22 protein-coding genes and 1 riboswitch are annotated in these 22687 nt (G+C 64.9%); of the genes, 11 read left to right on the forward strand and 11 right to left on the reverse strand.

From position 1 onward, the window contains the following. Positions 1–342, forward strand: a 342-nt coding sequence (locus QLG02_RS16440; protein WP_348994637.1) for a hypothetical protein, incomplete at its 5' end; no start/stop codon positions are given. Positions 343–378: 36 nt separating this feature from the next. On the opposite strand, the gene QLG02_RS16445 is transcribed toward QLG02_RS16440, so the two are convergent. Next, on the reverse strand, positions 379–567 hold the full coding sequence (locus tag QLG02_RS16445; RefSeq protein ID WP_011704892.1) for a hypothetical protein: 189 nt from the start codon (positions 565–567) through the stop codon (positions 379–381). A gap of 155 nt (positions 568–722) precedes the next feature. Further along, positions 723–1661: a LysR family transcriptional regulator gene (locus QLG02_RS16450; RefSeq protein ID WP_282465675.1), complete on the reverse strand. Its 939-nt coding sequence runs from the start codon at positions 1659–1661 to the stop codon at positions 723–725. A 330-nt stretch (positions 1662–1991) separates the two neighbouring features. On the opposite strand from QLG02_RS16450, the gene xapA reads away from it, so the two are divergent. The 4 genes from xapA (at position 1992) to QLG02_RS16470 (ending at position 5938) form a co-directional block, all read left to right on the forward strand. Then, positions 1992–2819: a xanthosine phosphorylase gene (xapA, locus tag QLG02_RS16455; protein ID WP_041216603.1), complete on the forward strand. Its 828-nt coding sequence runs from the start codon at positions 1992–1994 to the stop codon at positions 2817–2819. A gap of 25 nt (positions 2820–2844) precedes the next feature. After that, positions 2845–4104: a NupC/NupG family nucleoside CNT transporter gene (locus tag QLG02_RS16460; RefSeq protein ID WP_282465676.1), complete on the forward strand. Its 1260-nt coding sequence runs from the start codon at positions 2845–2847 to the stop codon at positions 4102–4104. A 62-nt stretch (positions 4105–4166) separates the two neighbouring features. Further along, entirely contained in the window at positions 4167–4970 is an 804-nt protein-coding gene (deoC, locus tag QLG02_RS16465; RefSeq protein ID WP_077095424.1) for a deoxyribose-phosphate aldolase, read from the forward strand. A gap of 56 nt (positions 4971–5026) precedes the next feature. Continuing rightward, a complete protein-coding gene (locus QLG02_RS16470; RefSeq protein WP_077095425.1) occupies positions 5027–5938 on the forward strand; it encodes an EamA family transporter in 912 nt (303 codons plus the stop codon). 5 nt (positions 5939–5943) lie between these two features. Here the strand turns inward: QLG02_RS16470 and QLG02_RS16475 are convergent, their stop codons facing one another. Next, the gene (locus QLG02_RS16475) at positions 5944–6957 is read right to left on the reverse strand and encodes an NAD-dependent epimerase (RefSeq protein WP_077095426.1); all 1014 of its coding nucleotides are present in this window, start codon (positions 6955–6957) and stop codon (positions 5944–5946) included. 313 nt (positions 6958–7270) lie between these two features. Between QLG02_RS16475 and QLG02_RS16480 the strand changes: the two genes are divergently transcribed. Then, complete coding sequence (locus QLG02_RS16480) at positions 7271–7897, forward strand: YitT family protein (RefSeq protein ID WP_043159627.1); 627 nt, start codon at positions 7271–7273, stop codon at positions 7895–7897. Between the two features lie 112 nt (positions 7898–8009). Here the strand turns inward: QLG02_RS16480 and QLG02_RS16485 are convergent, their stop codons facing one another. Genes QLG02_RS16485 through QLG02_RS16495 form a run of 3 tightly spaced genes read right to left on the reverse strand, consistent with a single transcriptional unit; the run spans position 8010 to position 10680 of the window. Continuing rightward, positions 8010–8798: a heme ABC transporter ATP-binding protein gene (locus QLG02_RS16485; RefSeq protein WP_101149408.1), complete on the reverse strand. Its 789-nt coding sequence runs from the start codon at positions 8796–8798 to the stop codon at positions 8010–8012. A gap of 14 nt (positions 8799–8812) precedes the next feature. Then, entirely contained in the window at positions 8813–9844 is a 1032-nt protein-coding gene (locus tag QLG02_RS16490) for an iron ABC transporter permease (RefSeq protein ID WP_010634923.1), read from the reverse strand. Next, positions 9841–10680: an ABC transporter substrate-binding protein gene (locus tag QLG02_RS16495; RefSeq protein WP_282465677.1), complete on the reverse strand. Its 840-nt coding sequence runs from the start codon at positions 10678–10680 to the stop codon at positions 9841–9843. The genes QLG02_RS16490 and QLG02_RS16495 overlap by 4 nt, the downstream gene beginning before the upstream one ends. Before the next feature lie 168 nt (positions 10681–10848). Here QLG02_RS16495 and hutX point away from each other — a divergent pair, with 168 nt between their 5' ends. Both hutX and hutZ read left to right on the forward strand, forming a co-directional pair. Next, entirely contained in the window at positions 10849–11361 is a 513-nt protein-coding gene (gene hutX / locus QLG02_RS16500) for a heme utilization cystosolic carrier protein HutX (RefSeq protein ID WP_011704903.1), read from the forward strand. Beyond that, the gene (hutZ, locus tag QLG02_RS16505) at positions 11358–11915 is read left to right on the forward strand and encodes a heme utilization protein HutZ (protein WP_011704904.1); all 558 of its coding nucleotides are present in this window, start codon (positions 11358–11360) and stop codon (positions 11913–11915) included. Before hutX ends, hutZ begins: the two co-directional genes overlap by 4 nt. A 69-nt stretch (positions 11916–11984) precedes the next feature. Here the strand turns inward: hutZ and QLG02_RS16510 are convergent, their stop codons facing one another. Genes QLG02_RS16510 through QLG02_RS16520 form a run of 3 tightly spaced genes read right to left on the reverse strand, consistent with a single transcriptional unit; the run spans position 11985 to position 14009 of the window. Next, a complete protein-coding gene (locus QLG02_RS16510) occupies positions 11985–12389 on the reverse strand; it encodes a lipoprotein (RefSeq protein ID WP_043159620.1) in 405 nt (134 codons plus the stop codon). A 39-nt stretch (positions 12390–12428) separates the two neighbouring features. Then, positions 12429–12980, reverse strand: a complete 552-nt coding sequence (locus QLG02_RS16515; protein ID WP_282465678.1) for a cysteine hydrolase family protein — start codon at positions 12978–12980, stop codon at positions 12429–12431. Between the two features lie 60 nt (positions 12981–13040). Next, the gene (locus QLG02_RS16520; RefSeq protein ID WP_282465679.1) at positions 13041–14009 is read right to left on the reverse strand and encodes a ChaN family lipoprotein; all 969 of its coding nucleotides are present in this window, start codon (positions 14007–14009) and stop codon (positions 13041–13043) included. A gap of 188 nt (positions 14010–14197) precedes the next feature. Here QLG02_RS16520 and QLG02_RS16525 point away from each other — a divergent pair, with 188 nt between their 5' ends. After that, complete coding sequence (locus QLG02_RS16525) at positions 14198–16291, forward strand: TonB-dependent hemoglobin/transferrin/lactoferrin family receptor (protein ID WP_206819451.1); 2094 nt, start codon at positions 14198–14200, stop codon at positions 16289–16291. Between the two features lie 287 nt (positions 16292–16578). Next, the gene (locus tag QLG02_RS16530) at positions 16579–17718 is read left to right on the forward strand and encodes a 3-phenylpropionate MFS transporter (RefSeq protein WP_043124925.1); all 1140 of its coding nucleotides are present in this window, start codon (positions 16579–16581) and stop codon (positions 17716–17718) included. Between the two features lie 84 nt (positions 17719–17802). On the opposite strand, the gene QLG02_RS16535 is transcribed toward QLG02_RS16530, so the two are convergent. Both QLG02_RS16535 and QLG02_RS16540 read right to left on the reverse strand, forming a co-directional pair. Further along, complete coding sequence (locus QLG02_RS16535; protein WP_011704909.1) at positions 17803–18012, reverse strand: helix-turn-helix transcriptional regulator; 210 nt, start codon at positions 18010–18012, stop codon at positions 17803–17805. Positions 18013–18019: 7 nt separating this feature from the next. Next, the gene (locus tag QLG02_RS16540) at positions 18020–18631 is read right to left on the reverse strand and encodes a DUF2975 domain-containing protein (RefSeq protein WP_106551881.1); all 612 of its coding nucleotides are present in this window, start codon (positions 18629–18631) and stop codon (positions 18020–18022) included. 219 nt (positions 18632–18850) lie between these two features. Between QLG02_RS16540 and QLG02_RS16545 the strand changes: the two genes are divergently transcribed. After that, a complete protein-coding gene (locus QLG02_RS16545; protein ID WP_282465680.1) occupies positions 18851–22351 on the forward strand; it encodes a PAS domain-containing hybrid sensor histidine kinase/response regulator in 3501 nt (1166 codons plus the stop codon). Positions 22352–22525: 174 nt separating this feature from the next. Further along, positions 22526–22613, forward strand: a riboswitch (cyclic di-GMP riboswitch). The last annotated feature ends 74 nt before the right edge of the window (positions 22614–22687 follow it).

The raw sequence follows: 22687 nt of genomic DNA on the forward strand, positions 1-22687 counted from the left end.
GGCCCCATCGGCCCCATCGGCCCCATCGGCCCCATCGGCCCCATCGGCCCCATCGCCACCATCGCCACCATCGGCACCATCGGCACCATCGGCACCATCGGCACCATCGGCACCATCGATACCGTCAGCGCCATCAATACCATCAGCACCGTCCATGCCGTCGGCACCGGCGCCGCCATCACTGCCCGGTTCCGGGAGCCACTGGCCATTGTCCGCCGGCGGGCAGTCATCGCCGGCCGGGCAGGGAGTGCGGGCCTGCAGCGGGGCGCCGTGCAGGCAGCCAAGCAGCAACAGCAGAGAGCAGAGGGTACGAGTCGGTTTCATGGAATTGACCAGGCATAAACAAGGAGAGAGGAAGAGAGGGGCCTTGCTGGCCCCTCAGACGTCGAGGTGATAGGGCTGCTCGTCCGGCTCGGCGGCGGGCAGCTGGCGATACATCAGGCGAATTTCGCTCGCCACCCAGAGCGAGAGCAGGCCGAGCAGGCTCAGCAGCGGCGCCAGGGTATGGCTCTGTTGCAGTCCGTAGGCAGACAGGGCGGCGCCCAGCAACAGCAGAATACGGATCATGAGGTGACTCCTTCTCATCATGGTGAGGGCGCGGATGCGTGCCCGTGTGGCACCAAGTGTGGCCAGTATACCCCAGCCGGTGCCCGGCAAACCGCCATCCGCTTCACATCCCCATCCTAAGGGCGGAGATAGTTAAGCGCCATCCGATTAACTCATCAATCCGCGGTCGGCCGGTTCATCTGCGCGCTCATGGTGTCGATGAAGTGGCGGATAGCCACCGCGGCCGGCTGGCCGTCGCCGGGCGGGGCGTAAAGCACGCAGAGATCGGCGGGGATCGCCTGCTCGAGCCGGATGAAGCGCACGTGGGGCCACTTCTGGTGGGCGTAGCTGGCCGGCACCAGCGCTACCTGCAGGCTGGTGGCCACCACCGCCATCAGGGTGTTGGGTTCGACCACCTCCTGGTTGAGGTGGGGGTAGAAGCCCTCCACCAGACAGGCGTTGATGATGAGGTCGGTAGAGGAGGAGTTGGCGCGGCTCATCAGCACGAACGGCTCCCCCGCCAGCTCGGGCAGGGAGACCAGCTTGCGATCCCGCAGCGGATGCTCGTCCGACACCACCAGCACCATGGACTCGCGATAGATGGTCTCGGCCAGCAGCGGATGGATGTTGACGGTGTCGGCGAAGCGGGCGAGGCCGAGGTCTATCTCCTTGCGCGAAAGCGCCTGTTTCTGCCGTTCGGGGGAGAGCTCGGTGAAGGTGATCTCGAACTCGGGGTGGCGCTGGTGACACTGGCGGATCACCTCGCCAAAGCCGGCCCAGAAGATGGAGCTGACCAGCCCGATGCGGATCTGGTTGCGCTCCATGCGCCCCGCCTGCACCACCCGGTTGAGGCCGCTTTCCAGCACGTCGAACAGCAGGGCGCACTCGGCCTGCAGCAGCCTCCCGGTGGCGGTGAGGCTCACCTGGCGGGTGTGGCGCTCGAACAGCGCCAGCCCCAGCAGGGATTCGAGTTCCTTGATCTGGGCGCTGAGCGGCGACTTGGAGACATTGAGCTGCAGGGCGGCCCGGCTGAAGTGTCCCTGGCTGGCCACCGCATGGAAGTAGCGCAGCATCTTGAGGGTGACGCGATCGCGCCAGTGACTGTCGAGGGCCAAGCGACCTCCTTCGGTGGCTGATTGAGGGCCGGGTGCGATCCCCGTCAAAGTTTGCGCGACCGGTGCGGGCAGCAGCAGGGCCGCTGCGCGGCGGATGGTCGATCCGTCTCACACCTTTGCCGGTCCGTTTTGACCGTGGCGGGGCTGGTTGGCGGCAAAACGGGGCCAATCAGCGCCATTCATGCCGCTTCCTTTGGTTTTCAGCCATTTCCCGGCAGGAAATTGTGCTGAAAATCAGGATAGTCAGGCCGATTTTAGCGATTTTTATCGCCCAATACCTCCCCTAGAGTGAGCGCCATGTCCCATTTACAGCCTCAAGAGGTGCAGCTCATGCAACAAGATCCGGTACTCAACGCCGTCGCCACCATTCTCGCCCGCAAGCCGGGTTTCGCCCCCCGCGCCGCCATGATCCTGGGCTCCGGCCTCGGCGTGCTGGCCGATGCGTTGGAGGAGAAGGTCACCATCCCCTACGAGGAGCTGGATGGCTTCCCGGTCAGTACGGTGGCTGGCCACAGCGGCGAGCTGGTGCTCGGCAAGCTGCACGGAGTGGATGTGGTCTGCATGAAGGGGCGCGGCCACTACTACGAACACGAAACCATGAAGGTGATGACCACCCCGGTGCGCACCTTCAAGCGGCTGGGCTGCGAGCTGCTGCTGGTGACCAACGCGGCCGGCTCGCTGCGCCCGGAGCGGATCGGGGTCGGCTCCCTGGTCATCTTCAACGATCACATCAACACCATGCCGGGCACCCCCATGACGGGCGCCAATGACGAGGCCTACGGCCCGCGCTTCTTCAGCCTGGCCAATGCCTATGACAAGGGGTTGCGCGGCGAGGCGCTGGCGCTGGCCGAGCGGGAGGGGATCGCCGTCAATCAGGGGGTGTTCGTCTCCTACAGCGGCCCCTGTTTCGAGACCGCGGCCGAGATCCGCATGATGCAGATCATCGGTGGTGACGTGGTGGGGATGTCGGTGGTGCCCGAGGTAGTCAGCGCCGCCCACTGTGCGCTGCCGGTGCTGGCCATCTGCGCCATCACCAACATGGCGGAGGGGCTTGGCGACGTGCAGCTCTCCCACGAGCAGACCCTCAAGTGCGCCAAGCTGGCGGAAACGGACTTCATCCGCCTCATCAACGCCTTTATCAAGCACCACTTCCAGTAAGCAGGGAACGACCAGGAGGTCAGTTATGTTTGCAGCAGGATTTCTCGGTATGGCGGCGCTGATCCTCATCGCCGTGCTCGCATCGACCAACCGCAGGGCCATTCGCCTGCGCACCGTGGGGCTGGCGCTGGCCTTGCAGGTGGCCATCGGTGCCCTGGTGCTCTATGTACCGCTGGGGCGCCGGGCGCTGGAGGGGATGGCCCACGGGGTCGACGCCGTGCTGGCGAGCGGCAAGGCGGGCATCCACTTCCTGTTTGGCAACCTGGTCAACTTCTCGGTGGACGGCATCGGCTTCGTGTTTGCCCTCAACGTGCTGCCGCTGGTGGTGTTCTTCTCGGCGCTGATCGCCGTGCTCTACTACCTCGGCATCATGCAGCTGGTGATCCGCTTCATCGGCGGCGCCATGGCGCGGCTGCTCGGCACCTCCCAGACCGAGTCCATGTCGGCGGTGGCCAACGTCTTCGTCGGTCAGAGCGAGGCGCCGCTGGTGGTCAAGCCCTACATGCCCAAGATGAGCGATTCGGAGTTCTTCGCCGTCATGTGCGGTGGCATGGCCTCGGTCTCCGGCACCGTGCTGGCGGGCTACGCCATGATGGGTGTGGACATGCAGTACCTGCTGGCCGCCTCCTTCATGGCGGCGCCGGGCGGGATCCTGTTCGCCAAGCTGATCATTCCCGAAACCAGCCAGCCGGACTATGTGTTCGACAACAGCATCCAGTTTGATGGCAAGAAGCCGGAGAACGTGCTGGCGGCGGCAGGCGAGGGGGCCAGCAGCGGCCTCAAGCTGGCGGCGGCCATCGGCGCCATGCTGATCGCCATGATCGGGCTGGTGACCCTGGTCAACACCCTGCTGGGCGGGGTGGGGGAGATGGTGGGCATGCCGCTCTCCCTCGAGCTCATCCTGGGCTGGATCTTCTCGCCACTCGCCTTCCTGCTCGGGGTGCCGCTGGCGGACATCGGCATCGCCGGCGCCATGATCGGCAAGAAGCTGGTGGTGAACGAGTTCGTGGCCTACAGCGACCTCTCCCCCTACCTGAGAGACGCCAGCACTGTGACCGCCGCCGGTCTGCAGGTGCTGGAGGAGAAGTCCAAGGTGATCATCAGCTTCGCCCTGTGCGGCTTTGCCAACCTGGCCTCCATGGGGATCCTGATCGGTGGCCTGGGCACCCTCTGCCCTTCCCGCACCGACTTCATCGCCCGCTACGGCCTGCGTACCGTGCTGGCTGCCACCTGTTCCAACCTGATGAGCGCCGCCATCGCCGGGATCTTCTTCTCCCTGGCCTGAGCGTCCCATCCCTTGTTCCGGGGCGCTGCGGCGCCCCTTTCTTATCCTGACAGGAGCCTTCCATGATTCCAGATACTGCTTTTTCACCAGCCTGCGCTGCCACCGAGGCCGCCAGCCGGGCCATCCGCCTGATGGATCTCACCAGCCTCAACGACGATGACCACGACGCGCGCATCATCGCCCTCTGTCACCAGGCGCAGACCCCGGTCGGCAACACGGCCGCGGTCTGCATCTATCCGCGCTTCGTGGGGCTGGCCAGGCTCACCCTGGCGGCGCAGGGCACCCCCGAAATCAAGGTCGCCACCGTGGTCAACTTCCCCCATGGAGACGATGAGCTGACCAGCGTGCTGGCCGAGACCCGCGCAGCCCTTCTCGATGGTGCCGACGAGATCGATCTGGTGATCCCCTGGCGTGCGCTCAAGGCGGGGGACGAGGCACCCGCCCGGGCGCTGGTGCGCGGCTGCAAGGCGTTGTGTGGGACGCGGCTGCTCAAGGTGATCATCGAATCCGGCGAGCTGCAGGAGCCCGCGCTTATCCGCGCCGCCTCCCTGCTTGCCATCGAGGAGGGGGCCGACTTCATCAAGACCTCCACCGGCAAGGTGCCGGTCAATGCCACCCCAGCGGCGTGCCGCACCATGCTGGCGGCCATCGCCGAGTGCGGTGCGCAGCACCGGGTGGGCTTCAAGGCGGCAGGCGGGGTGAAAAGCGCGCAGGAGGCGGGGGAGTATCTGGCCATGGCGGCCGCACTCTTTGGCGATGAGTGGCTGGTTGCCGAGCGCTTTCGCTTTGGCGCCTCCAGCCTGCTTGGCCAGTTGCTGGCCACTATCGAGGGCAAGAAGCCGGTTGCTGCCGACGGCAGTTATTGAATCATTCCCATCCAGTGCGGCGCCCGGCGGGGCGCCCCTTTGCACAGGTGCATGCCATGTCCCATCCCCGTTTTCATTTTGTGCAGGCCCACGGCAAGGTGCTGCTGTTCACCCTGCTCATCAGCCTCTCCTTCCCCATCGGCAGTGCCCTCACCGCGGTGCTGGACCCGCTGGTGGTCACCTGGGCGCGCTACCTGCTGGCGGCGCTCACCTTCGTGATTCTGCTGGCTTGCCAGCGCCGTCTGGTGCTGCCTTCGCTGCGGGATCTGGGGCGTTATACCCTCATCTCGCTGCCTGCCCTCTGCTACTTCGTCGCCATGTTCGTGGCGCTGCAGGAGACCAGCGCCCTCGATGCCAGCGCACTCTACACCACGGTGCCCCTCATCAGCGCGCTGGCCAGCATGCTTGTGCTGCAGCGCCGCATCGGCTGGTCGATGGCGTTCGCCCTGCTGGGGGGCATGGTGGCGGCCGCTCTCATCATCTTTCGCGGTGAGCTGAGCCAGCTGGCGAGCCTGAGCCTCACCCCCAGCAACCGCATCTATCTGTTCGGCTGCGTGGGGATGGCGCTCAACCCCATACTGGTGAAGCGCTACTACCGGGGCGAGTCGTTTGCCCACCTCACCTGCTGGACCCTGATCTGCGCTACCCTGCTGCTCACCCTGGTGGCGGCGCCGCGGCTGCTGACAACCGACTGGCAGCAGGTGTCGCTGCCGCTCTGGCTCGGCCTTGCCTATCTGGCGCTGTTTGCCACGGCGCTCAGCTTCTTTTTGTTCCAGCAGGGGAGCGTGGTGCTGCAGCCGGAGCAGGTCTCGGCCTACACCTACCTGATCCCGGTACTGGTGCTGTTGACCGGCATGCTGAGCGGGGAGGAGGTGATCTGGCGGCAGGTGGGCTGGGGCGTGCTCGGCGTGCTGCTGACCATGGCGGTCATGGTGCTGGTGCCCGCTCGGCAGGCACGCCGTGCCTGAATGGGTCAGCGGGCGGGCTGGTAGTAGTCGAGATACCAGCGCACGAACGCGGCGACCCCTTCCTTGATGGAGGTGGCGGGGCGCAGGCCGGTGAGGGTGTGGAGGGGCTCGCTGTCAGCCCAGGTGGCGTGCATGTCGCCCGCCTGCATCGGCAGCATCCGCTTGATGGCGGGCTTGTCCAGCGCCTGTTCCAGCGCCTCGATGAAGTCGAGCAGCCGCACCGGCTGGCCATGGCCGATGTTGAGGATGCGGTAAGGCGCGGCGCTCTCGGCCGGACTCTGCTCGCCGGCGTGCCAGTGAGGGTTGGGGCGGGGCGGCAGCTCGGCGACGGCCAGGATCCCCTCGACGATGTCGTCGATGAAGGTGAAGTCGCGGCTGAGATCGCCCTGGTTGTAGACGTCGATGGGCTCGCCCGCCAGGATGGCGCGGGTGAACTTGGCGATGGCCATGTCGGGCCGGCCCCAGGGGCCGTAGACGGTGAAAAAGCGCAGCCCCGTGGTGGGCAGGCCGTAGAGCGCCGAGTAGGCGTGGGCCATCAGCTCGCCGCTCTTCTTGGTGGCGGCATAGAGGGAGACCGGGTGGTCCACCTGCTGATCGGCACTGAACGGCAGCTGCTCGCCCATGCCGTAGACCGAGCTGGAGGAGGCGTAGATCAGATGCCGGATGCCGTGCTGGCGGCACCCCTCCAGCACCGTCAGCATGCCGGTGAGGTTGCTCTCGCTGTAGGCAAACGGGTTTTCCAGCGAGTGGCGCACTCCCGCCTGGGCGCCTAGGTGGATCACCCGCTCGAACCGCCCCTCGGCAAACAGGGTGGCCATGCCGGCCTGGTCCGCCAGCTCGCCTTGCACGAAGCGAAAATGGGGGAAGGGGGTCAGCATCGCCAGGCGGGCCTCCTTGAGGCTCACCTCGTAGTAGTCGTTGAGGTTGTCCAGCCCCACCACCTGATGGCCCGCCTCGCACAGCCGTCTGGCCACGTGAAAACCGATAAAGCCGGCGGCGCCGGTGACCAGATACTTCATGATTGGGGTCCTGTGCAGATCATGGGGCTCCTGACGGTGATGGGAAAAGGGGGTTGCGCGCTTTGTAGCAGAGCCGGCGCGTCTGTGCCATGGCAAACCGCCTGCGTCGGCGCGGTTCAGGCGCGGCATGCTGCATCTTGGTGCAGCGGCTGTCAATGGAGAATGACAGGCACCAAAACGGGGCGTGGGCGGCGACTATTGTGATCATGGTCGCAAAAAATAGACTGAACCCCATAACGAAGCCCTGCGGACAGGGCTCGCGCCCGCCAGACGGGCAACAGACACTCTTTCACTTCGCTATTGGATACCGGTTATGGACAACACCCCTGGCTCGGCGCACTCCGTTCGGACTGCGCACCCCCTCTATGAAGACGTCATCGCCCTGCTGACCGCGGCCGGCTTCGTCTCCCTCGGCATCTTTCTGTTTCATCAGGTCGGTCTGCTCACCGGCGGCACCGCCGGGCTGGCGCTGCTGCTGCAGCAGGTGACGGGGCTGAGCTTCGGCCTGCTGTTCTTCGGCATGAACCTGCCCTTCTATGCCCTGGCCTGGTTCAGGATGGGGCCGCGCTTCACCCTCAACACCTTCGTCTCGGTGGCGGCGGTCTCCTTCATGACGGATCACCTCAACGCCGTGCTGCAAATCGGCAAGATTGAGCCGGTCTACGCGGCGCTGATCGGCGGTACCCTGATCGGCATGGGGCTGCTCATCATGTTCCGCCACAAATCGAGCCTGGGCGGCTTCAACATCCTGGCGCTGTTTATTCAGGATCGGTTCGGCATCCGCGCCGGCAAGCTGCAAATGGGGCTGGATTGCACTATCGTCATCGCCTCCTGCTTCGTGGTGCAGCCCTGGATCCTGGCGCTCTCGGTGGTGGCGGCCATCATCTGTAACCTGGTGTTGACACTCAACCACAAGCCGGGCCGTTATCAGATCGCTTGACGAGAAAGGAATCATATGAGGCTTCTTGGTGGGTGATAAGCCTGCCCGCCTTGCAAACAAACAGAGCGCCTGATGGCGCTCTGTTGCTATCTGCCGCACGGCCATCACCGAATCACACCACCATGGGCAGTCCGCTTTCGGGGTGGAGGATCACCTGGGCCGGGTAGTCGTAGAGCCGGTCGATGAGATCAGGCGTCAGCACCTCGCGCGGGGTACCGTCTGCCATCACTCTGCCCTGTTCCAGCATCACCAGCCGGTCGGCGTAACGGGCCGCCAGATTGAGGTCGTGCAGCACCACCAGTACGGCGGTATGGCGGGCGGCGAGGGCGCGCGCCATGGTGAGCAGCTGGTGCTGGTACTTGAGGTCGAGCGCCGAGGTGGGTTCGTCGAGCAGCAGCAGCCGGGCTTGCTGCGGTTCGTCCGGTGCTTGCCAGATCTGGGCCAGCACCCGGGCGAACTGCACCCGCTGACGCTCCCCGCCGGAGAGGCCGGGATAGAGGCGGCCGGCCAGGTGATCGACCCCGGCATGGGTCATGGCGGCCCCGACTATCTGGTCGCGCCGGCTGGCCGGTTCGCTGTGGGGCAGCCGGCCCATGGCCACCACCTCCTCGCACAGGAAGGGGAAGTTCAGGGATGAGCTCTGCGGCAGCACCCCGACCCGATGGGCCAGCTCGGTGCCGGCCCACTCCTGCCGCTCCCGACCAAACAGGCGGATCTCCCCCTGATGTTCCAGCTCGCCGGTGAGGCATTTGAGCAGCGAGCTCTTGCCGGCGCCGTTGGGGCCGAGCAGGGCGGTGAGGCTGCCCGCCTGCAGGCTGAGGTCGAGCCTGTCCAGGATGGGGCGGCCGCCCCGGCTGAGGCAGAGCTGGCGACAGTGCAGCAGGGTCGATGAAGCAGACAAGAGGAGTCCTCCGGTTAAAGCGTCCGGCGGCCCTTGACCAGCAGCCAGATGAAGAAGGGGGCGCCCAGCAGGGCGGTGATGATGCCGACCGGCATCTCGGCCGGCGCCAGCAGGGTGCGGGCCAGCATGTCGGCACCCAGCAGCAGGGCAGCCCCGAGCAGGGCGGAGAGTGGCAGCAGCCGGACGTGGTTGGGGCCGGCCAGCAGCCGCACCAGGTGGGGCACCACCAGACCGACGAAACCGATCATGCCGGCCACCGCCACCGCCACGCCGACCCCGGCGGCGGTGAGCAGGATCAGCCGCCGCTTGAGGGACTGCACCTGAATGCCGAGGTGGCGGGCCTCCCCTTCACCCAGCAGCAAGGCGTTGAGGGGGTTGGCATCGCGCAAGAACAGAATGAGCAGGGCCACCAGGGTCAGCAGCGCCAGCGCCACGTCCACCGGCTTGCCCGCCGCCAGCGACCCCATCTGCCACAGGCTCAGGTTGCGCAGCATCTGATCGTCGGCGAGATAGGTGAGCAGGCCGATGACGGCACCGGACAGCGCGGTGACGGCCACCCCGGCCAGCAACATGACGGTGACCGAGGTGCCCCCCTCCCGGGTGCCGAGCAGATAGACGAGGGTGGTGGTCAGCGCCCCGCCGAGAAAGGCGAGCAGGGGCAGCAGGCCGATGCCGAGCAGGCTCTGCCACTGCTGGCCGAGGGGCGCCAGCAGCACGATGGCCAGCGCCGCGCCGAGCGCCGCCCCGCCGGAGACCCCGATGATGCCGGGGTCGGCCAGGGGATTGCGAAACAGCCCCTGCATTACGGCGCCGCAGAGGCCGAGAATCCCCCCCACCGCGATGCAGAGCAGGGTACGTGGCAGGCGGATCTCCTGCACGATCAGCAGCTTGTGGGCCTCAATCCCGCTCCCTTGGCCGGCGAACAGGGCGCGCAGGCTCTCGCCAAAGGAGAGGGCCATGGGGCCGGTCGCCAAGGATCCGACCAGCAGCAGCGCCAGTGCGCCGCCGGTGAGGCACAGCAGCCAGGGCAGTGGCAGACGCATCATGAACCCAGCTTGATCCACTTGGCGATCTGGCTGGCCTGCTGTAGCGAGGTAAGGCTGAGCCCCCCTTGCAGGGCGTGACCGTCGATGGCGTGGATGGCCCTGTTCTTGCCGGCCGGGGTGGCGGAAAGGGCGGGCACCTGGCTCAGCACGGTTTCAGGATCCTGATACTGCTGCCAGTCGCGGCCGCTCACCAGCACCAGATCGGGCTGCAGCTCGATCAGGGATTCGGTGGAGACGGGTTTGTAGTCTTGCAGCTGGGCCACCGGGTTGATGCCGCCGGCCAGGGTGAGCAGGGCACTGGCGGTAGTGTTGCCGCCGGCGATGCTGGTGGGCTGACCCTTGTGCAGCAGCAGGAAGACCACCTTGAGCGGCTTGTTCTGCTTGGCCTGGGCGGCCAGCTGCTCGCTCTGGGCCTGGATCTCGGCCTTCAGGCGGGTGCCGGCGGCCGGGTCCTTAAGCAGGGCGGCCAGGGTATCGATGCGCTGGTTGAGGTTGGCGAGGGTGGGGGCGGTGGGCAGCACGTCCACCTCGACCCCGGCCCTGCGCAACTGCTCCAGGGCGGGCGGCGGTCCCATCTCGTCGCTGCCGACCAGCCGGGTCGGCGCCAGGCTCAGGATCCCTTCGGCGGCAAGAGCGCGGTGATAGCCGACCCGTGGCAGGTTTTTCGGCTCTGGGCTGCTGATGTCGGTGGCGATGAGGCTCTGCTCACCGCCCAGCGCCAAAATGAGTTCCGTGGTGGCCGGGCCTATGCTGACGATACGTTCCTGCGCCAGAACGGGCAGGGACAGGGCTGAGCAGCCGAGCAGGCTGAGTGCGAGGGCAAAACGACGGCCCATGCTAACCTCCGAAGGGTGAATGAAGTTGGGTTACCGCCGAGAATATCAAGCCGTCGAAAAAAATGCACTGAGAATGAAAGCGATTATCAATTGCATTGGTTTGGGGCCTTCATTACAGTATCCGCCATGACAGAACAGGGATGCCGCAGGCACCCCAAGGGAGAACCGATGAGCATTGCACAACGCATTCATGGGCTGCTGGAACAAGATCCCAGCGCTCACCCATCCACCATCGCCGCCGAGCTGGCCGTCAGCGAATGGGAGGTGGTACGCCACCTGCCGGCCGAACTGGTCACCCTGGTACCCGCCGAGCAGGCGGAAGCCCTGCTGGCGGATCTGGCCGACTGGGGCCAGGTGACCACCATCGTCGAGTCCGACGGCTCCATCTTCGAGGTGAAGGCCCCCTTCCCCCGTGGCAAGAGCGCCCGTGGCTACTACAACCTGATGGGGCGCGACGGCGAGATGCACGGCCACCTCAAGCTCGACAACGTGGTCGGCATCGCCCTGGTCAGCAAGCTGTTCATGGGCAAGGAGGGGCACTCCTTCCAGTTCTTCGGCCACAGCGGCCGCTGCATTTTCAAGGTCTATCTGGGGCGTGACGAGCAGCGTCAGCTGCTGCCGGCCCAGGTGGAACGCTTCATGGCCCTGCGCCACCAGTATCAAGAGGAAGTCAAAGCATGAGTGAACGTCAGGAGCGTCTGCAGAACCGCCTGCAACCGGAGATCCGCGAGTTTCGCGACGGTTGCCGCACCCTGCAGCTGGCGACGGTGGACAGTGAAGGCAACCCCAATGCCAGCTATGCCCCCTTCGTGCTGCAGGAAGATGGCTACTATGTGCTCATCTCCGAGATCGCCCGCCACGCCCGCAACCTGCAACAGGTGCCCAAGGTGTCGCTGATGCTGATCGAGGACGAGAACGGGGCCCGCGAACTGTTTGCCCGCAAGCGTCTCACCTTCGATGCGGTGGCCGAAGTGGTGGCCCGCGACGACGTGCGCTGGGAGCAGGCCATTGCGGCGCTGGAAGGGCGCTTCGGCGAGATAGTCAAAGGGCTCTCCAACCTCAAGGACTTCGTGCTGTTTCGTCTCAAGCCCGAGCAGGGGCTGTTCGTCAAGGGCTTCGGCCAGGCGTTCCGGGTCTCTGGTGACGAGCTGGTGGATTTCGTCCACCTGGTGGAAGGGCACAAGCGCGTCGACAATGGCGCCGAGCTGACCAGCCCGGCCGATGCGCCGGTCTGATCTACGCGATCACGAACATGACAAAACGGGCAGCCCTGGGGCTGCCCGTTTTTTTATGGCCGGCGCTGCTCAGTCCTGCCAGGAGGCCTTGTTGGGGAAGGTGTCGCGGTCGGCCCGGGTGGCGGTCTCGTTGCATTCACCCCGGATCTTCCAGGAGGTCTGGCTGAGCACTATGTAGCCTTCGCGGCAGTACTTGCGCTCGGCCAGCGCCTGGGTGAGCTGGGCATCCTGCAGCGCTTCACGCCGCTCCAGCAGGCTCTTGCTGCGACTCAGGCGGCTGCCGTCATCGTCCTGCAGGCGGGTGGGCAGGGTATCGAGCGGGGCGGCTTCGAAGGTGAAGCGCTTGCTCCCCTCCTCGTTGATGTGGGTCCTGAACAGGGGGGCCGGGCCATCCGGCTGGCGCCCCGGCAGGCCTGAGCAGGCGGTGATTGCCGGTAACAGCAGCGTGAAAGCAACGGCAGAGAGTAGACGCACACAAGACTCCAATCGGGTGATCGCTTCAGAGCGGGCAGATTAACATGCCGGCTCCGGTTGGGTGGCGCCGAGCAGCTCATCCGTCGTGAGCAGGGTCACGCTTCTGCCTTTTGGCAGGCTGAGGTGACGCCACATCCAGTGATGGTGCTCGATGATCTGCTCCGCGCTCAGGTGGGGCCTGTCCGCCGTGGTGTGGGCGTCGGTCACCGCCACCACCTCGAAGCCGCGGGCGGCTGCGCTGCGCAGCGTGGTGTCGACGCAAAAGTCGGTGGCACAGCCGCAGATGAGCAGCCTGTCTACCGGCTGCTCCGCAAGCAGGAAACCGAGCTCGGTGTCGAGAAAGCTGTCGCAGGCGGTCTTGCGTACCCGGCTGTCATGCCCCTGTGGGGCGAGATCGGCGTGCAGCTGCCAGCCCGGGCTGGCGGGATCCAGCTCGGTGCTGGGTTCGTCGTGCTGCACATAGATGACACGACCCTGTTCTGCCCGCACGCGTTCGGCCAATCGATTGATATTGGCGATGACCTGGGCGTCCTGATGGCGAGGCTGGGTGAACAGCCCCTGTTGCATGTCGATGACCAGTAACACATCCATATGAGATCCTTGGGCAAATGTTTGTCAGGGTGGCAGCCACTGGGCTCCTCAGACGCAAGGTCAGGGTTGCAGCCACTGGCTGCAGTCACGACTGCGGGATTGATGCAGTGCGCCCATATCTTGCTTCATTTCATCGGCATTTAGCCAGCGTTCCGGCAGGGGGGCGATGCCGACCCGCACGTCGGCAACCCGGCCGGCCGCTGCTTGCCCCTCACCCGCTGGTGGCGCCGTCAGCTCCGGCACGACCAGCGCCACCTTGAGATCCGGATTGCGGCTGGCGATGCGGCTGGCCAGCCCCAGCCCGCCCTCTACGTGGAAGTTGCCGGCGATGTGCATGATGCGCTGGCCCGGGTGGCTGCGCAGGTAATCCACCATGCTCTCGGCCATGGTGTCGTCCCAGCTGGTCTGGGCGGCAAAGCGGCGGGCGTTGCTGTCGGCATCGCCATGATGAAGCGAGGCCATGAACTTCTGGCGATAGGGATCATCGCCGAGGGTGAGGGTGCGGGCCAGCTGGCTGCGACGGCTGGCGGGCAGTTGCTCCAGCCAGGCCGGCCCCTCCTGGCCGACACAGCTCACCAGCGGTTTGGGCGCATTGGCGGCGATGACCGGCAGGTGGTGCGCCTTGGCGAACTCCACCAGCGGGCGATAGTCGCTCTGGTAGTTGGGCCAGGCGTTGCCGTCACGAATGAGCGCCGCCTCGCCGATTCGACCGGCCAGGTAGGCATCCAGCACCGGCTGATCGGCGCGGCTGAACTGCTCCATGGAGAGCACCAGAGGGCGACCGTCTGCGGCCAGGCCCGCCAGCATTCTGGCCTGCAGCAGGTGCACCGCCGGATGGGTGTGCAGCTCGCCCACCAGCACTATGTCGGCATCCGCCACCCGGGCTAGGGCCTGTTCGAGGGTCAGCGCCTCCCCCTGGGGGGCCTTGAGCTGATAGTGATAGAGGGTGCCGGCATCGTTGACGGGGGCCGTCGTGGCACAGGCGGCCAGCAGCAGGGGCAGGGTGAACAGGGGCAGTAGTCGGGTCATGGATGTCTCGCAGCGATGAGGTGCCTGCACCATACAATGGCAGCATGGCGGGCGGGAAAACAGAGGGGCGTAGTGTAGAACCGAATTACGACAAAAGAAAATGAGAATGATTCCGTTTATTATTGATCTTTGTTGAGAGGTGGGTAAGATGCCAGCTGTTTGATAACAGTTCTCAATAAGGATTTGCAGTGGCCCATAACAACACCCTATCGCTGGTCGCCCTTGCCGTGGCAGCCGGCCTCGCTTCCCCGGTTTTTGCGGCGGACAAGAAAGCAGATGAAGTCATGGTGGTCAGTGGCTCTCGGATGGAGCAGAAACTGGAGGATGTCTCCGGCCCCATCTCGGTCATCACCGCCGAACAGATTGAAGAGCAGGTGGTGAGCAACGTCGCCGACCTGTTCCGTTACGAGCCGGGCGTCACCGCCCTCGGCGGCGCCGGCGATGCCCAGACCTTCATCATTCGCGGCATGGGCGAGAACCGGGTCAAGATAGTGCGCGACGGCGTGCGCCAGAACGACGCCTACAAGAACGGCGGCGTGGGCCAGAGTTATTTCGACACCGACATGATCAAGCAGGTCGAGGTGGTCAAGGGACCGGCCTCGGCGGCCTACGGCTCCGATGCACTGGGCGGCGTCATCGCCATCACCACCAAGGATGCGGCCGATTTCCTCAAGGGTCGCGACAGCTACCTGGATGCCACCACCGGTTATGCCTCCAGCAGCCACCAGAAGATGGCCGGCGTCACCGGGGCCCTGCGCGCCGGCGCGTTCGAAAACCTGCTGCGCTACACCTGGCGTGACGGCGGGGTGACCCAGAACTACGACGGCGACAAGAACGAGTTCGACATCGTCAGCCAGGCCGTGCTGTTCAAGAGCCAGTGGAACCTGAGCGATGCCCAGTTCCTCAAGCTGACCGTCGACTACTTCAACGAGGGGCAGGACCCCGATGCCGTCGACCTCACCAAGGCGGGCTCGGTCTTCAACCAGCCGATCACCGACAAGGAGACCGACAACCTGTCGCTGGTGCTGGATCACGGCATCGCCCTGAACGCGCCCTGGGTCGATCGCATCGACAGCAAGCTCTACTACGCCCGCACCAAGCAGACCATGGATCAGTACGCCTCTTCCAAATACCCGGTGCGGCCGACCAACCCCTATGTGACCAAGAACTCGCTGGACAACAATGGTTTCGAGCAGAAGAGCCTGGGCGCCCAGCTGAAGTTCAGCAAGGCGCTGGCGAGCCAGCGGCTGGCCTGGGGCCTGGAGTATGAGCACACCGACAACGAGCGGACCCGCTTCAAGGCGCCGACCGTGCCGGGGGATTTCGTCGGCTACAACGAGCTGAGCTTCCCCTCCACCACCACCGAGCACGGCGCCCTGTGGGCGTTCGACGAGCTGAAATTCGGCGAGCGCTGGGTGCTGACGCCGGGTGCCCGCTACGACTACTACCGGATGAACCCGGATCAGGATCCTGCCTATACCGGCGAGAACCTCAAGCGCTTCTCCGAAGGGGAGTTCTCGCCCAAGCTGGGGCTGGTGTTCAAGGCGCACGAGGCAGCCAACCTGTTCGCCCAGTACAGCCACGGCTACAAGACCCCCATGTATGACAACGCGTTCTCGACCCTGAACCACCAGGCATACGGTTATCGCATCGAGCCCAACCCGAACCTCAAGCCCGAGAGCAGCGACGGCATCGATCTGGGGGTGCGCGGCAGCGCCGGTGGCTTCAGCTATGAAGTGGCCACCTTCTACAACAAGTTTGAAGACTTCATCGAGTTGGCCGGGGTCGGCACCGAGGGCCGCACCGCGCTGTATCAGTATCAGAACCTGGACAAGGCGACCACCAAGGGGGCCGAGGCCAAGGCGGACTACTGGCTGAACGATCTGGTCAACGTCTGGGGCAACCTCTCCTACATCGAGGGTAAGGATGGCGACGGCAACTACATCAACAGCCTGAGCCCGCTCAAGGGGACCCTGGGTGTTCGACTGGAGCAGCCCAACTGGAACATCAACACCGCCCTGCGCTTTGCCGACGACATGAGCAAGGTGGGCAAGGATGCCAAGGGCAACGACAACATCAAGAGCGCGGGCTGGGGCGTGGTGGATATCTATGCCCAGTTCAAGCCGGTGCAGGATCTGCAGTTCAACGTGGGCGTCTTCAACTTGTTCGACAAGGAGTACGTCAACTACGAGAGCATCACCGGCCAGAGCGCCAGTGCCAGCACCAGCCGCCAGACCGAGCCGGGTCGCAACCTGAGTGCACGGGTCAAGTACGTGTTCTGATGAATGCACACCACGACAAGGGGCCTGCGGGCCCCTTTTTCATGGCGGGAACCGGGCCTCCGATGGCGGACAAAAAGGCGGCCAAAAAGAAACCCGCCGAAGGCGGGTGGAAGGATTGCAACACTAACCAGGAGGAGGTGTTACTCAATAGACACCGGCCTTGCGCCAATAGTTCAATTTTATTGATGTTTTTCATTATTATCTGCGCGGCGTCCCACCCGGGATCGCAGGATCCCCACCGACAAATCGGTTATCATTTGTGCCCCGCTTCTCTGTGTCGAGGATCTATGCCCGCCTTCTCCTGGTTAGCCCTGTTTTTTGGCGCTTTCTACTTCGTCTACGGTGCCTATCTGCCGTTCTGGTCGCTCTGGCTGGAGGGGATCGGGGTCAGCGCCGAGATGATCGGCCTGCTGCTCGGCGCGGGCATGGCGATCCGCTTTGCCGGCAATCTGATGGTGATGGGGCAGATCAAGGGGGCGGGGCACCTGCTGCCGGTCACCCGCCTGCTCTGCCTGCTCAGTCTGCTGGCCTTCCTCGGCTTTTACCTCAGCCACAACCTCTGGTGGCTGGTGGGGCTGACCCTGGTGGCGAACTTCATCTACCCGACCCTGATGCCGGTGGGGGAGGCGCTGGCCACCCGCATGGTGGTGCAGGCACACCTCGACTACGGCAAGGTGCGCCTGTGCGGCTCGTTCGCCTTCATCGTCGCCTCGACCCTGGTGGGGGCGCTGGTGGGGAATTTTGGCAGCGACTGGATACTGCACACCATGGTGGCCGGGCTGCTGCTGATGCTGCTGCTGAGCTGGCTGCCGCTACACCCGGCGCCGCAGGACATTCAGGGCGAGCGGGCCAAGGCCTCCCTGCTCGATACCCTCAAGTCCCCCTCGGTGCGCCGCTTCCTGCTGATCTCGGCCCTGCTGCAGGGCAGCCACGCCGCCTATTACGGCTTCAGTGCCATGCACTGGAAGGCTGCGGGTTACAGCGGCACCACCATCGGTTATCTGTGGGCGCTGGGGGTGGTGGCGGAGATCGGCATGTTCGCCGCCGACAAGCGCTTTCTCAACCGCTTCGGCGCCCAGACCCTGTTTCTGGTGGGGGCGCTGGGCTGCGTGGTGCGCTGGATCCTGCTCGGTGCCTCCACCGAGCTGCTGGTGCTGGTGGCGGGGCAACTGCTGCATGCGGTCACCTTCTGCGTCAGCCACCTCGGCGCCGTGCGCTTCATGACCCGTCAGCTGCCGGCCGAACAGCTGATCCCGACCCAGGCGCTCTATGCGGCGCTGGGGCTCGGCATGACGGTGGCCGCCCTGATGACCCTGTGCGGCCTGCTGTTCGAACCGCTGGGGGGCGGCATCTTCTTCCTGATGGTGCTGGTGGTGCTGCCGGTGTTCGTGCTGCGCCTGCGGGAGGGCGAGCTGAAGGCCGCCTGAGTGGCCCTGTCCGGTCAGCAGCCACATTGATCAGCAACGAAAAAGGGGAGCCTCGGCTCCCCTTGTTGCATGGTGACGGCTGGCTCAGGACTCCTGCTCAAAGGCCAGCAGATCACCGGGCTGGCAGCCCAGTTCGCGGCAAATAGCCTCCAGGGTAGAGAAGCGCACCGCCTTGGCATGACCGTTTTTCAGGATGGAGAGGTTGGCCTCGGTGATGTTGACCCGCAGGGCCAGCTCGCGGGCAGTCATTTTGCGTTCGGCCAGCAGGGCATCGAGTCGGATGATGATGGGCATGGGTTCCTCACACCGTCAGTTGTTGTTCATCGGCCAGCCGCTTGGCCTCGCGCATCACCAGCGCCAGCGCCGACACGATAAGCCCGGCCAGCAGCAACTGGAAGTCCGATGAACCTATGTTGATCTGGCCGTGCAGTTCGGGGCCCGGCAGGGTGAGCACAATGTCCAGCAGCGGGGTCGTGATGATTTTGGTGACGAAACTGACACAGAGCAGCAGGCCGATCAACTGGTAGCGGCGGATCTGGCTGAAGGTGAACAGCATGGCCTGCCGATAGCCGCGAAACAGCTGGAGCAGCTGCCACAGCATCAGCATGAACACCAGATCCGGCAGCAGCATCACCAGGGTGCCCAGCAGACGGGTGCCCAGGTTGAGGGGGTAGTCGGCAATCGAGGGAGCCGTGCTGGCCAGCGCCGGCTGTGCCATGGTCAGGGGGACATGGTTGAGCACCGAACTGTCTTGCACCGCCAGTGCGTCGATCAGCTCCTGCTGCAGATAGTCGCTGCCGCCGAGCAGCTGGGACCAGACTCCCATGACCGTCATGAGCGGGGTGGCCAGCAGGGCGAACAGCAGGATCCATTCGATCAGGTTGCTCATGCGTTCGAGCTTGTTGTGTTTCATCGCTTACCTCTTGGTGTGAAAGGGTGGGCCACGCGCAGCACCGAATTATTGTTTATCAATAAACATAGCCAGATGTTTATCGTTTTTCGATATTTATTCAACCATTTTTTATTGAAAAACGATAAATTCTCGCTGCAATAAGAAGATGACATTTTTCGGGCGGCTCTCTAGACTGGCTGCTGCTGCGCTTGAATCTTCAACACGGACAAGAGGTTACAGATGCACCAGGGATGGTTGCTGATCGGATTGTCGCTCTCCTATCTGGGGCTGCTGTTTCTGATCGCCTACGTGGCGGACAAGAACAAACGTCGCCGTTTAAAGGGACAGCCCCTGCTCTACAGCCTGTCGCTGGCGGTCTACTGCACCTCCTGGACCTTCTTCGGCACGGTGGGCCAGGCCAGCGAGTCGCCCTGGTCACCGGTGCCCATCTATCTGGGCCCCATGCTGGTGTTTCTGTTCGGCTGGCGCTTGCTGGCCCGCCTCATCCTGGTGGCCAAGCGCGAGCACATCACCTCCATCGCCGACTTCATCGCCGCCCGTTACGGCAAGTCCCAGCGTCTGGCCATGGTGATCGCGCTGATCGCCATCATGGGCATACTGCCGTACCTGGTGTTGCAACTGAAAGCCATCGTCACCGGGCTGGATCTGCTGATGGCCAACGCTGTGCCTGCCGGTCCCACCGGCAATACCGCCGGGCTGGCCCTCGGCGTGGCCCTGTTGCTGGCCCTGTTCAGCATCCTTTTCGGCACCCGCCATCTGGACGCCACCGAGCACCACCGCGGCATGGTGGTGGCCATCGCCTTCGAATCCGTGGTCAAGCTGCTCGCCTTCATGGCGGTGGGGGGCTTTGCGCTCTGGCTTATCCTCAGCAAGCCGAGCCAGGCTCGCACCCTGGTGGCCAGCGACTTTCTCGATGCGGTGGTGGCGGTGACGCCGGGCAGCCTGCTGGAGCTCGCCATCTACACCCTGGTCGCCATGTGCGCCGTCATCTGCCTGCCGCGCCAGTTTCACGTGACCGTGGTGGAGAACAACCAGGGCCAGGATCTGCACTGGGCGCGCTGGCTGTTTCCGCTCTACCTGTTCGTGATGGGGCTCTTCATCTGGCCGCTGGCGCTGGCGGGCAAGCAGTGGGTGGGGGCCGGCATGGCCTCGGATACCTATGTGATCAGCCTGCCCATGTCGCTCGGTTTCGACGGCATGGCGCTGCTGGCGTTTCTTGGCGGCACCTCGGCGGCCACCGGCATGGTGATCGTCTGCACCATCGCGCTGGCCATCATGGTCAGCAACGATCTGGTGCTGCCGGTGCTGCTGCGCCGCTTCTGGCAACAGGGGCGGGACGAGCGGCTGGTGCGCCTGCTGCTGCAGGTGCGCCGCGGCGCCATCCTGCTGATCCTGCTGGCGGCCTGGGGGCTCTACCTCTGGCTCGGGGATCTCACCAGCCTGTCGCGCATCGGCTACCTGTCGTTCGGTGCCGTGGCCCAGTTTGCGCCGGCGCTGCTGCTCGGCCTCTACTGGCGGCACGGCAACCGCAAGGGGGTTTACCTCGGCCTCGCCCTCGGGGTCAGCCTCTGGTTCGCCACCCTGCTGGCGGAGAGCGGCCTGCTGGCCGGCTCGCCGCTGGCGGCCCTGCTGGCGCCGCCGGACTGGCCGGCGTTTCGCGATCTCAGCCTGGGGGCCTGGTGCATCTTCCTGAGCCTGTTGCTCAACCTCATCGGCTATGTGGCGGGCTCCCTGCTGTCGCAGGCGGCGGTGAGCGAGCGGCTGCAGGCGGCCAACTTCGTCGGCAAGCCGAGCCGCGACACCACGGCGCTCTATCAGGCGCGGGTCTCGGTCAAGGAGCTGGAGATGCTGGCGGCCCGTTTCGTCGGCTCGAGCCGGGTCAAGCGCGCCTTCGGCCGCTTCGCCGGCGAGCGGGGCGGCACCCTGGCGCCCCAGATGCAGGCCTCCGCCGAGCTGATTGCCCACACCGAGCGGCTGCTGGCCGGGGTGTTCGGCACCTCGTCCGCCCGCCTGGTGCTGGCCTCGGCCCTGCAGGGGCGCAACATGCAGCTCGAGGAGATCGCCACCATAGTGGACGAGGCCTCCGACGTGTTTCGCTTCAACCGCGGGCTGCTGCAGGGGGCCATTGAACACATGGGGCAGGGGATCTCGGTGGTGGATCGGGAGCTGAAACTGGTGGCCTGGAACCGGCGCTACATCGAGCTGTTCCACTATCCGCCCGGCCTCATTCAGGTGGGCCGCCCCATCGAGGAGATCATCCGCTACAACGCCGAACAGGGGCTGTGCGGCCCGGGCGATGTCGAGGCCCACGTGGCGCGGCGGGTCGCCTTCATGCAGCGCGGCAGCCAGCATATCTCGGCGCGTGAGCGCCCCGATGGCCGGGTAATCGAGATGCAGGGCAACCCCATGCCGGCGGGCGGCTTCGTGATGACCTTTACCGACATCACCCCGTTTCGCGACGCCGAGCGGGTGCTGCGTGAGGCCAACGAACACCTGGAGGCGCGGGTGGCCGAGCGCACCCACGAGCTCTCCGAGCTCAACCGCCAGCTGCTGCTGGTGAACCAGCAGGTGGAGCGGGCCAACCACTCCAAGAGCCGCTTCCTGGCGGCGGTGAGCCACGACCTGACCCAGCCGCTCAACGCGGCCAAGCTGTTTACCTCCTCCCTGCTGGAGATGCTGCCGCCGGCGGACGAGCCAGCCCGCATCGCCCGCCACATCGACGACGCGCTGGGGGCGACCGAAGATCTCATCACCGATCTGCTCGACATCTCGCGCCTCGAAGCGGGCAAGTTCAAGGCCAAGAAACTGGATTTCGCCCTGCGCGACGTGTTCGACAACCTCAAGGCGGAGTTCGGTGTGCTGGCGCAGGCAGGGGGGATCCAGTTCTCGGTGGTGGAGAGCGGTGTGGCGGTCTACAGCGACGTGCGCCTGCTGCGGCGGGTGCTGCAAAACTTCCTCACCAACGCCTTTCGCTACAACCCGGGCGGGCGGGTGCTGCTCGGCTGCCGCCGGCTCGGCGACAAGGTGCGCATCGAGGTGTGGGACAACGGCCCCGGCATTCCGGCTGACAAGCAGGAGGCGATCTTCGACGAGTTCTCCCGCCTCGATCACTCCCGCACCGCGCGGGAGCAGGGGCTGGGGCTCGGCCTTGCCATCGCCCGCGGCATCGCCCTGGTGCTCGGCCACAACCTGACCCTGCGCAGCTGGCCGGGGGCGGGCTCGGTGTTTGCCATCACCCTCAACCTGGCGACCCGTCCTGTCGCAACGACGCAGGTGGCGGCCCCCACCCAGCGCGACAGCCAGCTGGAGGGGATCCGGGTGCTCTGCATCGACAACGAGAGCGACATCCTGATCGCCATGCACTCCCTGCTGGGGCGCTGGGGCTGCGAGGTGGTGTGCGCCCAGAGCCTGGCCCAGGCGGAGGATCTCATCGCCGGCGGCTTCCTGCCGCAGCTGGTGCTCTCCGATTACCATCTGGACGACGGCAAGACCGGGCTGCAGGCGCTGCACATGCTGCGTCTCGCCCACGGCAACGACATCGGCGGCATCATCATCAGCGCGGATCGCAAGAGCGAGTTGCAGGCGCAGATCCGCGAACACGGCTACGGCTACATCAGCAAACCGGTCAAGCCGCTCAAGCTGCGAGCGCTGATGAACAGCATCTTGCGGCCGGCCAAACTTGATGATGATCACGAAACCGGGAATTCGTCCGAATTTTAATCGACGGCCCCCAGCCGGCAAGATCGGCACTTTCTGACACAAAAAAGTGCCTTTTCTTCTCGTTTGAGGCTCATTTTCGATAAAAAGTGGTTTATTAATAACCGTTCGGGGGTTTGCCCTCCCTCCTTTGACTCCCTTATAGTCAGGTCGCGATTATTTTTGTCGCAAATCAAGTTGTGCAAAAGGCAAACCGGATGAAAGTCCGGGACGCAAAGCTTCCGGTCTAAGGGTCAGCAGTACCTAAGATAGCGGGGCCACCACAGGTTGTTTCGTCCATGGGCCAAGCCATGGTGCGATGTTGTCTGCGTTACCTGTCAGGTTGCGTTGCCTTTTTCG

The sequence above is a fragment of the Aeromonas sp. V90_14 genome (genome assembly GCF_029967615.1).
Taxonomy (GTDB): domain Bacteria; phylum Pseudomonadota; class Gammaproteobacteria; order Enterobacterales; family Aeromonadaceae; genus Aeromonas; species Aeromonas hydrophila.